Here is a 14092-nt window from a genome sequence, read left to right as displayed (position 1 = left end):
CTATCTGAAAATGCCCCATGTCGAGAGCGGCATGGTGGTCGGCCTGTTCGGAGGCTCGTTCAATCCTCCGCATGACGGCCATGTCCTGGTCGCCGACATTGCGCTGCGCAGGCTTGGCCTTGATCAGCTCTGGTGGATGGTGACGCCGGGCAATCCCCTGAAGAGCCGCAACCAGCTTGCACCGCTTGCCGAGCGGATCGCGCTCAGCGAAGCGATCGCCGATGATCCGCGCATCAAGGTCACCGCTTTCGAGCAGAGGTTCGGACAGAGCTATACGGCGCGCACGCTCGAGAAGATTCGCGAGAAGAACCGGGCGATCCGCTTCGTCTGGATCATGGGCGCCGACAATCTCAAAAGCTTCCACCATTGGCAGGATTGGCGAAAGATCGCCTGCACCTTTCCGATCGCCGTCATCGATCGCCCCGGCGCCACCCTCTCCTATCTCTCCTCGAAAATGGCCCAGACATTCTCCCATGCCCGTATCGACGAGGATCACGCCCGGGCGCTGGCCTTCCGCAAGGCGCCCGCCTGGACCTTCATCCACGGGCCGCGCTCGCCGCTCAGCTCGACCGCGCTGCGCGGAAAATCCGAGCAGCAGGCATCGCCCACCTGAATGAATAACCATCATTCAGTTCTCATGTCTTGAAACCTTAAGGTATCAGTGCCTACATTTAGGGTGTGGTTCGATGAATATTCGAATCATGCCGTGCCTGTTCTGTTCATTTGGAAAGGAAAAACACCTGACAACAGTACACGCCAAGGGAAATGTCACGCGCATCTTCCCCCAAAGCCCGGAACGCAGCGACGAAGCCGCCGCCCGTGCTCTCAAGCTGGTCCTCGAAAGCCTCGAGGACTCGAAGGCAGAAGATATCGTCACCATCAACATTGCCGGAAAATCGGCGCTGGGAGACTACATGGTCGTCGTCTCCGGGCGGTCGAGCAGGCATGTCATGGCGATCGCCGATCACCTTATCTCCGATCTCAAGGACGCAGGTCTCGGAAATGCCCGCGTCGAAGGCCTGGAAACCGGCGACTGGGTGCTGATCGACAATGGCGACATCATCATCCATGTGTTCCGCCCGGAAATCCGCGAGTTCTACAACATCGAGAAGATGTGGGCGGCTCCGGATATGGAAGACGGCACATTGCACTAAGCCGTGGGCACTAAGCTGCGGGTGTCTTGAGGGACGCGGTGCACAGCAACGACCGACAAGCTCCGGCGGCCAAGACGCGGGCCCTTGCCCGGTTGCGGCCTTCAAGGCTAGGCTGTTTGCGCGATCACTTGACTGCCTCAGGTTTGAAGCCTGTCGGCGGCAAGGTAATCGCGGCCTTGACAGCTCAACAATGGGGTAGCGAATGCGGATCGGGCTTTTTGCCGTCGGGCGGCTGAAGCCGGGGCCGGAGAAGGACCTTGCGGCCCGCTATCTCGACCGGTTCTCCAAGGCCGGCCCGGCCATCGGGCTTGAATTGTCGCGCGTGACCGAAACGGTCGAAAGCCGCGCCTCCAATGCCGATACCCGCAAGCGCGAGGAAGCGGCGCTGCTCGAAAAATCCCTCCCCGAATCAAGCCTCCTCATCCTGCTCGACGAACGCGGCAAACAGCTGGACTCCGCCGGCTTCGCGGCCCTTCTCGGAACGTTCCGCGATAGCGGCAAGCGTGATCTCATGCTGGCGATCGGCGGCGCCGACGGCCTTGACCCCTCGCTTCACGGCAAGGCGGATGCGGTCATCTGCCTGGGCAGGATGACCTGGCCACACCAGCTCGTGCGCATCCTCATCGCCGAGCAGCTCTATCGCGCCGTCACGATCCTCTCGGGCCATCCCTATCATCGCGTCTAGGGCTCCTTGGGTTGGCCCGGCAGGGATGCATGAGGTCATGCACGCCCGAAAATCCGGGCCGCGCGGGAAAATTGCCATTTGGAGATATCTTCGAAAGCCGTTCTCTGTAATGAGCCGTTAATCGCCTCCCGCTATGCTTCCTGACGGGATGCGCCGTGTCGCGACAGGATGTCAGTCGACAGGCCATTCCTGACGCAACTGCCGGGGAGCAGGTGGACTTGAAAAGCCTATCGGAATTGCTGCCCCACAGGCGCGCCGCAGCGGGCTGGCGCGAGGCCTTCCGCTTCCTCTGGGCTTTCGTGCTGTTCATCATTCTGGCGGGTTTTGCAGCGCTTTTCGCCGTCCTGCTCGTGGATCAGCGCCAGCAGGACTGGCGCCAGGCCGAAATCGCCGCGCGCAATCTCGATGCCACCATCCGGCGTGATATCGTCCAAGCCTTCAGCAGTGCAGACCAGGCGCTCCTGTCGGTGCGCGAAATGATCCGCACCAATGCCGATTTCCGCTTCGACCAGCAGAAGCGCCGGGCACTTCTCGGCAGTTCCTCGAACGATGCCGGGCTCGGCGAAATCTATGTTCTCGATTCGAGCGGAAGCCTGGTCCTCAGTTCGGAAACCAGTCCGCGTACCCGCACGGATTACGCCAACGAGGCCTTCTTCTACACCCATGAACGCAGCCGCGGCGACGCGCTCTTCACCGCAAAGATGGTCACCCTATCGCCACTCAAGCAGGATGTCGTCGTGCTCAGCCGCCGGCTGATGGACCGGAACGGCCGCTTTGCCGGCGTCGCCGCCTTCATGTTGCGCCTGTCGCGCTTTTCGCCCTTGCTTCACTCCCTGGATCTGGGCGAGAAGGGCGCGGTCTCCCTTTTCGCGACCGACGGAACCTTGCTTTTGCGGGCACCCGATCCCGAAAACTCGGTCGGCAGGAATTTCATCACGTCCCCGATGTTCTGGCAGCTCGCCGCCGCTCGGGAACCGTTTACAGCCGTCTCCGCCGTCGATGGCGGCGAACGCCTGTTCAGTGCCAGCCAGGTCGACACCCTGCCCCTTATCGTCTCCGTCGGCTTATCGACCGAGGAAATCTATGTCGGCTGGAAGAAACTCGCGGTCACGACATGCCTGGCCTTCGCCCTGCTCGCCGTCTGCGTCGTCGGGCTTTCCATCATGCTCGGGCGGGAATTGCGCCGGCGACGATCCAACGAACTGCGCTATCGCACGCTTTCCCAGGTCGATGGCTTGACCGGCCTGCACAACCGCCGCCATTTCGACGCCATGCTCGAAGAGGAATTCGCAGCTGCATGGCGGCGTGGCGAACCGATCTCCGTCATCATGATCGATGTCGATCGCTTCAAGTTCTTCAACGATATCTATGGTCACCAGGCGGGCGACGATTGCCTGAGGATGATCGCGCAGACGATAAGAACCCATATGACGCGCGCGACCGATATCGCCGCGCGCTATGGCGGCGAGGAGATCGCGGTCATTTTGCCCAATACGGACGAGACGAGCGCCCGCTTCGTGGCCGAGTCGATCCGCGCGGCGATCGAAAGCCGGGCGATTGCCCATAGCCGCAGCCATACCGGCCATGTCACCGCCAGCTTCGGCACCGCCACCGGCCAGTCATCGGCCGCCTTCTCTCCCGCGACACCGGCAGAATTGGTTGCCGCGGCCGACGAAGCGCTCTACGGCGCCAAACGCAGCGGCCGAAACCGCGTCGTCACGCATCAGCCGGGCGGCCTGCCCGCGCTTGCCGCCGCCAACGAAGCGGCCCGGGCCGCAGGCGACGACGACGTCCTCCGCCCCGCGCCGGAGGTGAATGTCAGCCTCGACCGCGTCAGCCATATGGCGGCGCTGGCATTCGGCACGACCATGGCCTTCATCACGCTTGGTGACGCGACCCTGCAGCGCCTGTCTGGAAAGGCCGGTATTTTCGCGGATGCAGCCGGTCCGGACCTTTCTTTCTACGCCAGAATTCTGGAAGATCCGGATAGTTTCGTCGTGCTGGACGCAGCACTTGATATCCGCTTTGCCGGTGCAAGTCTGGCCGGGCAGCCGGCGATCCGCTTTTACGCCGGAGCGCCGCTGCTCGATCGCGAAACCGGCGCGTCCATCGGCATGATATGCATTGCGGATCCGGTGCCACGCACCGTCTTTGACGAGGACCAGCGGAAACTGCTGTCCGGTTTCGCCGCACTGGCCGTGGAACAGCTCGACACCGAGTCAAATCCTAACGATCAGCCGATCGACGGCCAACGCGCCTTCGGCTGAAGGCTGGCTGCGCAGCGCATGCTTTGCCATCCCGCTGCCGCATTTTGCGGGAATGGCTGTTGGCGGCGCGGGGCAAATCAGCATAGATTCTGCAATGACGACCAGTTCACAGAAAATGGCGGAATGAACAGAGATCCAGCAAAGCCGAAGGTGCCGATCCGAGCCGCACCCTTGCGCCGTGGCGCCGGCCTTCTGGCCGCCGGGCTTTTTGTCGCTTTTCAATCTCAGGCTCAGGCCCAATCCCAAGCGCCCGTTCAGGAACAGGCGGCACCGGCCACCGATCCGCAGGCGACGGCCGGCGAGACGCCGCAACAGGCCGATCCCGTTGCCACCCTTGCTCTCAGGCGCGACAGCACCCGCCGTGAGCTGGAAGCGCTTTCCGAGACGATCACTCTTTCGAACGATCGCGCCGCCGAATTGCAGGCCGGCATTGCCGAGCTGGAAAAGACCACCGAGACCCTGAGGACGGCGATCGTCGATTCGGCCGGCAAGCGCAAGGCGCTCGAACAGCAGATTCTCGACGGCGAAGCCGGCCTTGCGGCGCTCAGAACCAAGGAGGATGCCGTCCACGCCTCCTTGCGTGCAAGGCGCAGCGTGCTTGCAGAAGTGCTGGCCGCCCTGCAGCGCATGGGGCGCAATCCTCCGCCTGCCCTTCTCGTCACGCCCGAGGATGCGCTGGGCTCGGTTAGAAGCGCCATCCTGCTGGGCGCCGTGGTGCCCGGCATTCGTAGCGAGACCGAAGACCTCGCCGCCGACCTCAAGGCCCTGGCCGGCCTGCGCAAGGACATCACCACGCAGAAGCAGGCGCTGGGCACGGACATGGCGGGGCTGCTCGAAGAGGAGCGGCGCATGGAATTGCTGATCATGGAAACGCAGAAGCTCAAGCAGCGCAGCGCCGGCGAGCTTCTGGCCGAGCACCGCAAGGCCGAACAGCTTGCCGCCCAATCGACCAGCCTCGAAGGCCTGATCGGCTCCATCGAAACCGAGATCGCCTCGGTTCGCGACGCGGCCGCCGCGGCGCGGGCAGAGGAAGAAGCTCGCCGCCGCATGTCGCTGGCCGAGCGCGAAAGAGCTCGCGAACTGGCAAGGAATACGGCGCCCGACAAAAACCGCATTGCACCTGCATATGCCTTTTCGGACCTGCGGAAAAAGCTTGCGCTTCCGGTTGCCGGATCGATCCTGCGTCGCTTCGGCGATTCGGACGGCACGGGGCATTCGCTTCAGGGCATGATGCTCGAAACCGCCGTCGGCGCCGTGGTGACGGCGCCATCGGATGGCTGGATCGTCTTTGCCGGCAAGTTTCGCAGCTACGGCCAGATGATCATCCTCAATCCCGGCGACGGCTACCATGTGGTCCTGTCGGGGCTGGAGGAGGTTTCGGTGCAGCAGGGACAGTTCGTCGTCGCCGGCGAACCGCTTGGCGCCATGGGCGCCAAAAGAGTGGCGAGCGCAACCGCATTGGCGCTGGAAACAGAACGACCAACGCTTTACATTGAATTCAGGAAAGACGGTAAACCGGTTGATTCCCAGCCATGGTGGACCGCAGCAGACACCGGAAAGGCACGAAATGATTCGTAGGGCTTCACTTGTTCTGGTCGGGGCGCTGATGGGTGCCACCGCCATGGGCGTTGTTTATTCCGCCTCGGTCCCGGCCGTTGCGGCCAATGCGTCGACCTATCGCGAATTGTCGATCTTCGGCGATGTGTTCGAGCGGGTGCGCGCGCAATATGTGACGCCGCCGCAGGATGACAAGCTGATCGAGAATGCCATCAACGGCATGCTCTCCTCGCTCGATCCCCATTCCAGCTACATGAATTCCACCGATGCGGAAGACATGCGCACCCAGACGAAGGGCGAATTCGGCGGTCTCGGCATCGAGGTCACCATGGAAGACGAGCTGGTCAAGGTGACGAGCCCGATCGACGATACGCCCGCCGCCAAGGCCGGCGTGCTCGCCGGCGACTTCATTTCCAAGATCGACGGCCAGGACGTGCGCGGCCTCAAGCTCGAGGAAGCCGTCGACAAGATGCGCGGCCCGGTCGGCAAGTCGATCAAGCTGACCATCCTGCGCAAGGGCGCCGAGAAGCCGATCGAGATAACGATCGTCCGCGACATCATCGCCGTCCGCGCCGTCAAGTTCCGCACGGAAGACGATGTCGGCTATCTGAGGGTGATTTCCTTCACCGAAAAGACCTATGACGACCTGAAGGCCGGCATCGAGAAGATCAAGGCCGAGGTTCCCGCCGACAAGCTGAAGGGCTATGTCCTCGACCTGCGCCTCAACCCGGGCGGCCTTCTCGATCAGGCGATCAACGTTTCCGACGCTTTCCTGGAGCGCGGCGAGGTGGTTTCGACGCGCGGCCGCAATGCCGACGAGACGCGCCGCTTCAATGCCACGGCAGGCGACCTCACGGATGGCAAGCCGGTTGTCGTGCTCGTCAATGGCGGCTCGGCCTCGGCCTCCGAAATCGTCGCCGGCGCCCTGCAGGATCTGAAGCGCGCCACGGTTCTCGGCACGCGGTCCTTCGGCAAGGGCTCGGTGCAGACCATCATCCCGCTCGGCGAAGCAGGGGCACTGCGCCTGACAACCGCGCTCTACTACACGCCGTCGGGCAAATCGATCCAGGGCACCGGTATCTCGCCGGATATCAAGGTCGAGCAGCCGCTGCCGCCGGAATTGCTCGGCAAGGTCGAAGCCACCAGCGAATCCAGCCTGCGCGGCCATATCCAGGGCCAGAGCGAGACGGAAGAGGGCTCCGGCTCGATCGCCTATGTCCCGCCGGAAGCCAAGGACGACCTGCAGTTGAACTATGCGCTCGACCTTCTGCGCGGCAAGAAGACCGATCCGGCCTTCCCGGCCAATCCGGAAAAGGCCGAGCTGAAACAGTAGGCATCATCGCTTTGGCGCGATCCTGTTAACGCCGCCCGGTTCCACCCGGGCGGCGGTTATCTTCCCCGGCACGTTGCCGGGGACCCCTTCCCCACAACACCGGTCGGCAGAGGCCCCCTTGGGAACAGATCTCAACGCTCCTCTTGGTCAGAACCGCAAGGCGCGCTCCTCGAAAACAGACAAACCGGGCTTGTCGCTCGGCCGGGCCGCCATTGGCCTTGCCGTGATCGCGCTTGTCGGCGGGTCTGCCTGGATCGCGCTCAGGCCAACAGGCCTGATCGAGACGACGCCGGAAACCGAAATTGCGGCCGATACCCCGCAAAAAGCAGAAACCACGGCGGCGGACGCCGGCACCCTACGCAAGCCGCCGACAAGCGGCGGGCTTTCCGGCGCCCATGTCGAGGAAACGCTGACCAATGACGGCTCGGTCGTCACCAAATTCTCGCCCCGCCGGCGCTCCGGCGACGGCCCGGCCTTTATCGAGGTCGGCCGCACCAAGGGGCAGGACCTGCGGGTCGCCGCCTTTCCCAACGACGCCCTGCTGGAGGACAGCCCCGAAGGGCGGCTGCCGATCGTCGGGCCTGACGGATTGCGGCCGATGGACCAGTATGCGCGGCCCTGGTCGGGCACGCGCGGCACCCGGATCGCGCTCGTTGTGGGCGGGCTCGGCCTTAGCCAGACCGGCACGCAGAATGCGCTGCGCCAATTGTCGCCGGAGGTCACGATGGCGTTTGCCGCCAGCGGCAACAGCCTGCAGCGCTGGATGCAGGAAGCCCGGCGCTCCGGCCATGAAATCCTGCTTCAGGTACCGTTCGAGCCGTTCGATTATCCGGATAATGATCCCGGCCCGCACACGCTGCGCGTCGACGTGAGCGCCGAAAAGAACCTGTCGGAGCTGCATTCCTCGCTTGCCAGCATTACCAATTATACCGGCATCATGAATTTTCTCGGCGGCCGCTTCCTCTCCGATGCCGATGCGCTGGAGCCGGTGATGCGCGATCTTGGCCGGCGCGGCCTCCTGTTCCTCGACGACGGCACCTCGGCGCAATCCCTGACCGGCACGCTCGCCGATACGATCGGCGTTCCCCATGGCTTTGCCGACATGGTCATCGACACTGAAATCGACAGGACCGCGATCCTCAAGAAGCTCGACGATCTCGAACGCGTTGCCCGGCGAAACGGCGCGGCGATCGGCGTCGCCTCGGCCTTCGATGAAAGCGTCGAGGCGATTGCCCGCTGGATGGACGAAGCCGGCGCCCGCGGCATCGAATTCGTCGGCGTCTCGGCGCTCGTCAAGGATCCGCAACAACAATAGCCTATGACCGCTGGGATGCGGTGCGAACATCGCGGGCATTCCTATGGACGAACCGCTGGAAGGGGATGAAATGAGCAAGGACAAACGCGAACCTGTGAAGGCGGAGGACCTGCCCTATCGTCCCTGCGTCGGCATCATGGTTCTCAACCGTAAGGGCCTCGTCTGGGCCGGTCGCCGCATCCCGCTCGGCAATTCCGAATATGACGGGTCCGCCCAGCTCTGGCAGATGCCGCAGGGTGGCATCGACAAGGGCGAGGACCCGCTGAAGGCCGCCTATCGCGAGCTTTACGAGGAAACCGGCATGACCTCGGTTTCGCTGCTGGCAGAGGCGCCCGACTGGATCAACTATGACCTGCCGGCCCATCTTCTCGGCATCGGCCTCAAGGGCCGGTATCGCGGCCAGACCCAGCGCTGGTTCGCCTTCCGCTTCGATGGCGACGAGTCCGAAATCGCCATCAACCCGCCCCCCGGCGGCCATGAACCGGAATTCGACCAATGGGCCTGGAAGCCCATGCACGACCTGCCCGGCCTGATCGTCACCTTCAAGCGCGACGCCTACGAAAAAGTCATCACAACCTTCGCCCATCTGGCGGAGTAGAGCAGCACAAATCTCCGCCCACACCCCAGCCCTCACCATGCGGCATCCGCCCCGTCCCCGGAGCGGATGCCTTTCATGTCAGTGAAACGCTTCTAGGCAAAGGCGAAATCGCTGGTCGAGAGCGTCGTCACGTTCTGCAGGATGGCGACGAGTTCGAGATCTGCATCGGTTCCCTTGCCATCGGCGTCGAACCACAAGCGGCCATTGTCGCTTTCGAACAGGAAGGTGCCCTTGCTGCTCGTTGCCACCGGATCGGCGCCCACGACCAGGGTCACGGTCGAATCCCCGGCACTGATGCCGTAGTCGCTGCGGTCGATGACAAGCTTGTCCTGGCCGCGGGTGAAGTCGGTGATGACGTCGCCGTCGTCGCCCCGCCCGTCCAGGTCGAAGACGAACTTGTCATTGCCCTTGCCGCCGGTCAGCCAGTCGTCGCCGGCACCGCCGACGAGCGTGTCGTTGCCGTCGCGCCCATCGAGAATGTCGTCGGCATCGCCACCCTTCAGCATATTGGCCTTGGCATCGCCGCGGATGTCGTCATCATTGGCGCTGCCTTCGATGATCTCGAAGTTCTTCACCGTCAGCCCCAGCGCCAGCCCCTTGTTCTTGCTCTGGGTCATCAGGTCGAGCACGACGGAGGTCGAACCTTCGCTGAAGGCAAGCGTGTCCGTACCAGTGCCGCCGTCGAAGACATCCTTGCCGGTCGCGTCGGTGCGGGTAAGCCTGTCATTGCCGGCATCGCCGAACAACTGGTCGCTTCCCGCGCCGTCCCACAGGCTGTCATTGCCGTCGGCGCCGCGCAGGATATCATTGCCGGCATTGCCCTCGAGATTGTCGTTAAGGCTGCCGCCGGTGACGGTATCCTTGCCCTTGCTGCCGGAATAGTCGAGCGCTTCGAAGGCTTTGAACCAGGTTACCGAGTCGACGTTGACGGTGCCGGTGGAAAAGGTGAAGCCGATATCCTTGCTCTGTTCGGAGACATCAAGGCTCACCCGGTCGGTGCCGGTGCCGCCATCGGCGCGGTCGCCAATGCCGAGATAGGCTATATCGTTGCCGTCCTCGCCGTAGATCCGATCCTTGCCGCCTGTCAGGCCATAGCCGTCGCCATAGATGATGTCGTCGCCGGCGCCGCCCTTCAACAGATCGCTGCCGAGATCGCCGGAGATGAAATCATTGCCGCCGCCGCCGGTGAGCGTGTCATTGCCCTTGCCGCCGCGCAGATCATCATTGAGACTGCCGCCCGTGAAGACGTCGTTGCCGCTGCCGCCAGTAAGCGCGATCCGCTCGACATTGTTGACCACGACCGGCGCATTGGTGGTGGTCACGCTGGAGGAAAGCTTGAAGGTGATACCATCAGTATATTTGCTGAAATCGATCGAGGCGAAATCGGTGCCGGTGCCGCCCTGGAGATTAAGCTTGCCGGTCGAGGCGCTGCGGTAGAAGCTGTCATTGCCGGTTCCCAGATCGACCGTATTATGGCCGATGAGGACGCCGCCGGAATAGCCATCCCCGACCTTGACGACATCGTTGCCGTCGCCGGCAGTGATCTTGTTGGTGCCGCCATCATTGTCGTAGATCCAGTCTGAACCGGCGCCCGCGCTCAACACGTCGTTGCCCTTGCCGCCGTCGAGGACATCGGATCCGGCGGTGCCGATGAGGGTGTCGTTGCCGTCATAACCGTAGAATTCGACGCTTTGCGCCGAGCCGACGGATTTGACGACATCGTTGCCCTTGCCGAACATGGCGACGTAATGCTCGAAATTCTTGAGGCTCGTGCCATCCGTCAGCGTTGCCGTGGTGCTGCTCACGGAGAAGGTCTGGGCGGCCGTCAGCGAGCGGCGATCGACCATGACGGTGTCCGTGCCGCTGCCACCATCGGCATAGTCGGCGCCACCGTCGCCGAGGCCGATATAATCATTGCCGCTGCCGCCATAGGCCTTGTCCTTGCCCAGCCCGGTCTCGATCAAATCGTTGCCCGCGCCGGCGGAGATCCAGTCATCGCCACCCTCGGCATGGACGATGTCATCGCCGGTGCCGGTGGTGATCTTGTTGGCACCGCTGCCGGTCGCGTAGATCGTATAGTGATCCATGCCCTGAAAGGTGGTGCCGCCCGAAAGCGTGTTGACCTCGGTCGCCGCCTTGGCGGTGAAGTTGCCGGTGAAGTTGCGCAGCACCAGGCGATCGCTGCCGCTCGTGTCGGTGATCGTGTCCTTCCCCTCTCCAAATGTATAAGAGATGGTATCATTGCCGGAGCCACCGTCGATGATGTCGTTGCCAGTGCCACCATCGATCCAGTCACCATCGGCATGGCCATTCAACGTGTCATTGCCAGCACCGCCTGACATCATGTCGTCGCCATGGCTGCCCGAGAGATAGTCGTCGCCATCGTCACCGTTGAGGATGTCGCCGCCTTCGCCGCCGTAGAGCTTGTCATTGCCATCGCCGCCGAACAGCAGATCCAGGCCCTGGTCTCCATAGAGCGTGTCGTTGCCGATATCGCCGAGCAGCGTGTCGGTACCATAGCCGCCCCTTAGCGTATCCGTGCCGGCGCCGCCGATGAGCACGTCATAGCCGCGCCCGCCGGACAGGATGTCATTGCCGGCGCCGCCCTGGAAGAAATCGTCATAATTGCCGCCGGTGATCGTATCGCTGAAATCGGTGCCTGTAATGGCGAAGGATTCGACATTGGTGACCTTGATTCCGCCCGTCAGCGTCTGCGGCGCGATCCAGTCCTTGACGGTGAAATTGAGCTTGGCAGTCGCCGCCGAATAATCGACGGACAGCTGGTCGGTGCCGGAGCCGCCGTCGACCGTATCGCCGGATGCAATGGTGGAATCCCCGACCGCGATCGTGTCGCGGCCGCTGCCGCCGCTCATTATGTCCTTGCCGGCGCCGCCGTCGATCTGGTCATTGCCGCTGTTTCCCTTCAGCGTGTCGTTGCCATCCTCGCCGAACATAAAATCGTTCTGGAAGGATCCCGAGACCGTATCATTGCCTTCTCCGGCCTGGATGAAGTCCGAGCCCATGCCGCCGACGATCGAGTCCAGGCCGGCAAGGCCCATGATGAAATCCCCTTCGAGATCATTGCCCCGCAATATGTCATTGCCCGCTGTTCCTGTAATATATGCCATTCTCATCTCCTGATGATCGGTGGAAAACACGCAATTGTCCGATCGCCGCCGCGGCGGTCGTGTCGAAGCCTGTCGTTTTCCGGATTGAGGTCTTCGCCCTATGGGCGGGATAGGTGGGGAAGTGTGTCAGCCTGGGCGCTGGATTGCCTCGTCGGCTCCTCCCGATCGACCGCTCTTGCGAGGTCTGTTTCTACGAGCAGGACCGTTGTCCGATCCCTGCATGCGAAGGATATATCGGCAGGCGCAAGCGTTCTCGTGTTCCCGCGGGAACACGCTTTGGGTCCCTACTGGCCGGGCCAGATGGCTGATCGAAGAGGAAGGTCGGGGAGAGAAATTACCATTCGGTGCTACGGCACCGGGAGACATAGCCGGGCCGTCGGCGCAACCACGCCCGGGCGGCTTTGTCCGGCGGCAGAAAGATCGACATGCCGGCGGCGAGGAGGGGCGCCCGCTGAACGGGCGCCACACAGAGCTATTCGGCTTCGTTTGCCGGGGCGGCGTTGAGCTGGCCGTATTTTTCCGCGCCGATCGTGTTGAAGAGATCAAGCTGAGTCTCGAGGAAGTCGATATGGCCTTCCTCGTCGATCAGCAGTTCTTCGAACAGCTTCATGGAGACATAATCGCCGGCGTCGTGACAGATGTCACGGGACCTCTTGTAGGCCGCGCGGGCATCGTGTTCGCCGGCAAGATCGGCTTCCAGCACTTCCTTGACATTCTGGCCGATCCGGAGCGGCGCCACCGTCTGGAGGTTGGGATGGCCTTCGAGGAAGATGATACGCGCGATCAGCTTGTCGGCATGGTGCATCTCTTCGATCGATTCGGCACGCTCCTTCTTGGCAAGAAGCGTGTAGCCCCAATCGTCGAGAAGGCGGTAATGGACCCAGTACTGGTTGACTGCGCCAAGTTCGAGATGGAGCGCTTCGTTAAGCTGCTCGATGACTTTTGTGTCGCCTTTCAAGGTCCGCTCTCCTGTTTTCTTCATGGAAGTGTTTGAGGCGGGTCATGAAATCAAATATCTGGTCATCCGTCGAGTGCCGGGCGGCATGATATTGCTCGGTGGTGCGGATGATGATGTCGACGACATTGGGAAAACAGCCGCAGCAACGGCCGCGCTTTTCCATGGCGTGATAGACTTTCGCAGGCACGATCAGCTGCCAGCAATCCTCATCCAGAAGTCCGATGATGGTTTCCTGGATGTCTTTGTCGGTGATGAAATTGCAGCTACAAACCAGCATCTCGCCTGCCCGTGATACGCAACGCACTGAATTTCATCATAAAGCAAAAGCGGACAATTGCTGTCAACAAAAAATTCGAGCCAGGAATCCGGGCGGAATTTAGAGCGATTCCAAACTTGATAAAAAATATCGTGTTTTCATCGCTTTATGATGTCGGCAAGCGCAGCACGTGGGAAATCAGCCTGGCGGCTCACCGAAACGCGCCGGCCGAAATCCGGAAATTTTCCGGATCGCACCGAGTGGTCGCGCCATCCCGGCTGGTGAGTCGCAGGAAGCGAGGCCGGCTTGACGCGGCCCCCACCCCATTTCAGACCGTCATATAGTTTTCAAGCGTATTGCGGACGATCAGGTCGATATCCGGAAAATCGACATTGCGCATATTGTTGCCGGAGCGGTTCGGCGTGATCATTTCCGAGACATGCTTGAGGATGTCGGTGGGGTTTTTGACGTATTTGCTGAAATAGGTGCCGATATCGGCATCCTTCAGGATTTGCGCCACCACCTTTTTCAGCGCCTGCGCATCCGCGTGGCCGAGCGCTTGCGCGAGGGCGTCGAGACGCCCCACCCCATTTCAGACCGTCATATAGTTTTCAAGCGTATTGCGGACGATCAGGTCGATATCCGGAAAATCGACATTGCGCATATTGTTGCCGGAGCGGTTCGGCGTGATCATTTCCGAGACATGCTTGAGGATGTCGGTGGGGTTTTTGACGTATTTGCTGAAATAGGTGCCGATATCGGCATCCTTCAGGATTTGCGCCACCACCTTTTTCAGCGCCTGCGCATCCGCGTGGCCGAGCGCTTGCGCGAGGGCGTCGAG

General features: G+C 62.1%; 13 protein-coding genes. 8 read left to right on the top strand and 5 right to left on the bottom strand.

All coding sequences use genetic code 11. The features are described from left to right. The first annotated feature begins 10 nt into the window (after positions 1 to 10). From ASD31_RS16195 to ASD31_RS16160, 8 genes are all read left to right on the top strand, one after another. The gene (locus tag ASD31_RS16195) at positions 11 to 613 is read left to right on the top strand and encodes a nicotinate-nucleotide adenylyltransferase (RefSeq protein WP_056337153.1); all 603 of its coding nucleotides are present in this window, start codon (positions 11 to 13) and stop codon (positions 611 to 613) included. A gap of 73 nt (positions 614 to 686) precedes the next feature. Continuing rightward, entirely contained in the window at positions 687 to 1154 is a 468-nt protein-coding gene (gene rsfS, locus ASD31_RS16190; RefSeq protein ID WP_244483870.1) for a ribosome silencing factor, read from the top strand. Positions 1155 to 1356: 202 nt separating this feature from the next. Continuing rightward, complete coding sequence (gene rlmH / locus ASD31_RS16185) at positions 1357 to 1839, top strand: 23S rRNA (pseudouridine(1915)-N(3))-methyltransferase RlmH (protein ID WP_056335902.1); 483 nt, start codon at positions 1357 to 1359, stop codon at positions 1837 to 1839. Between the two features lie 218 nt (positions 1840 to 2057). After that, positions 2058 to 4106: a diguanylate cyclase gene (locus ASD31_RS16180; RefSeq protein WP_156392687.1), complete on the top strand. Its 2049-nt coding sequence runs from the start codon at positions 2058 to 2060 to the stop codon at positions 4104 to 4106. A gap of 123 nt (positions 4107 to 4229) precedes the next feature. Further along, the gene (locus ASD31_RS16175) at positions 4230 to 5684 is read left to right on the top strand and encodes a murein hydrolase activator EnvC family protein (protein ID WP_056335897.1); all 1455 of its coding nucleotides are present in this window, start codon (positions 4230 to 4232) and stop codon (positions 5682 to 5684) included. Next, complete coding sequence (locus ASD31_RS16170; RefSeq protein ID WP_056335894.1) at positions 5674 to 6996, top strand: S41 family peptidase; 1323 nt, start codon at positions 5674 to 5676, stop codon at positions 6994 to 6996. Before ASD31_RS16175 ends, ASD31_RS16170 begins: the two co-directional genes overlap by 11 nt. A gap of 118 nt (positions 6997 to 7114) precedes the next feature. Continuing rightward, the gene (locus ASD31_RS16165; RefSeq protein ID WP_056335892.1) at positions 7115 to 8311 is read left to right on the top strand and encodes a divergent polysaccharide deacetylase family protein; all 1197 of its coding nucleotides are present in this window, start codon (positions 7115 to 7117) and stop codon (positions 8309 to 8311) included. Positions 8312 to 8381: 70 nt separating this feature from the next. Then, a complete protein-coding gene (locus ASD31_RS16160; RefSeq protein WP_056337146.1) occupies positions 8382 to 8909 on the top strand; it encodes an RNA pyrophosphohydrolase in 528 nt (175 codons plus the stop codon). A gap of 92 nt (positions 8910 to 9001) precedes the next feature. Here ASD31_RS16160 and ASD31_RS16155 read toward each other — a convergent pair whose 3' ends face one another. From ASD31_RS16155 to ASD31_RS26240, 5 genes are all read right to left on the bottom strand, one after another. Then, positions 9002 to 12037 carry a calcium-binding protein gene (locus tag ASD31_RS16155; protein WP_056335889.1) on the bottom strand — a complete coding sequence of 1012 codons (3036 nt, stop codon included), beginning with the start codon at positions 12035 to 12037 and terminating at the stop codon, positions 9002 to 9004. A gap of 472 nt (positions 12038 to 12509) precedes the next feature. Continuing rightward, positions 12510 to 12995, bottom strand: a complete 486-nt coding sequence (gene bfr, locus ASD31_RS16150) for a bacterioferritin (RefSeq protein WP_056335887.1) — start codon at positions 12993 to 12995, stop codon at positions 12510 to 12512. Continuing rightward, complete coding sequence (locus ASD31_RS16145) at positions 12961 to 13272, bottom strand: (2Fe-2S)-binding protein (RefSeq protein ID WP_056335883.1); 312 nt, start codon at positions 13270 to 13272, stop codon at positions 12961 to 12963. The genes bfr and ASD31_RS16145 overlap by 35 nt, the downstream gene beginning before the upstream one ends. Before the next feature lie 307 nt (positions 13273 to 13579). Further along, a complete protein-coding gene (locus ASD31_RS16140) occupies positions 13580 to 13837 on the bottom strand; it encodes a hypothetical protein (protein ID WP_056335882.1) in 258 nt (85 codons plus the stop codon). A 6-nt stretch (positions 13838 to 13843) separates the two neighbouring features. Then, a partial coding sequence (locus tag ASD31_RS26240; protein ID WP_162251164.1) for a phosphonoacetaldehyde reductase occupies positions 13844 to 14092 on the bottom strand: 249 nt, incomplete at its 5' end.

The organism is Rhizobium sp. Root482 (assembly GCF_001426565.1).
GTDB lineage: Bacteria > Pseudomonadota > Alphaproteobacteria > Rhizobiales > Rhizobiaceae > Pararhizobium.
This window is presented reverse-complemented; position numbering and strand designations above follow the sequence as displayed.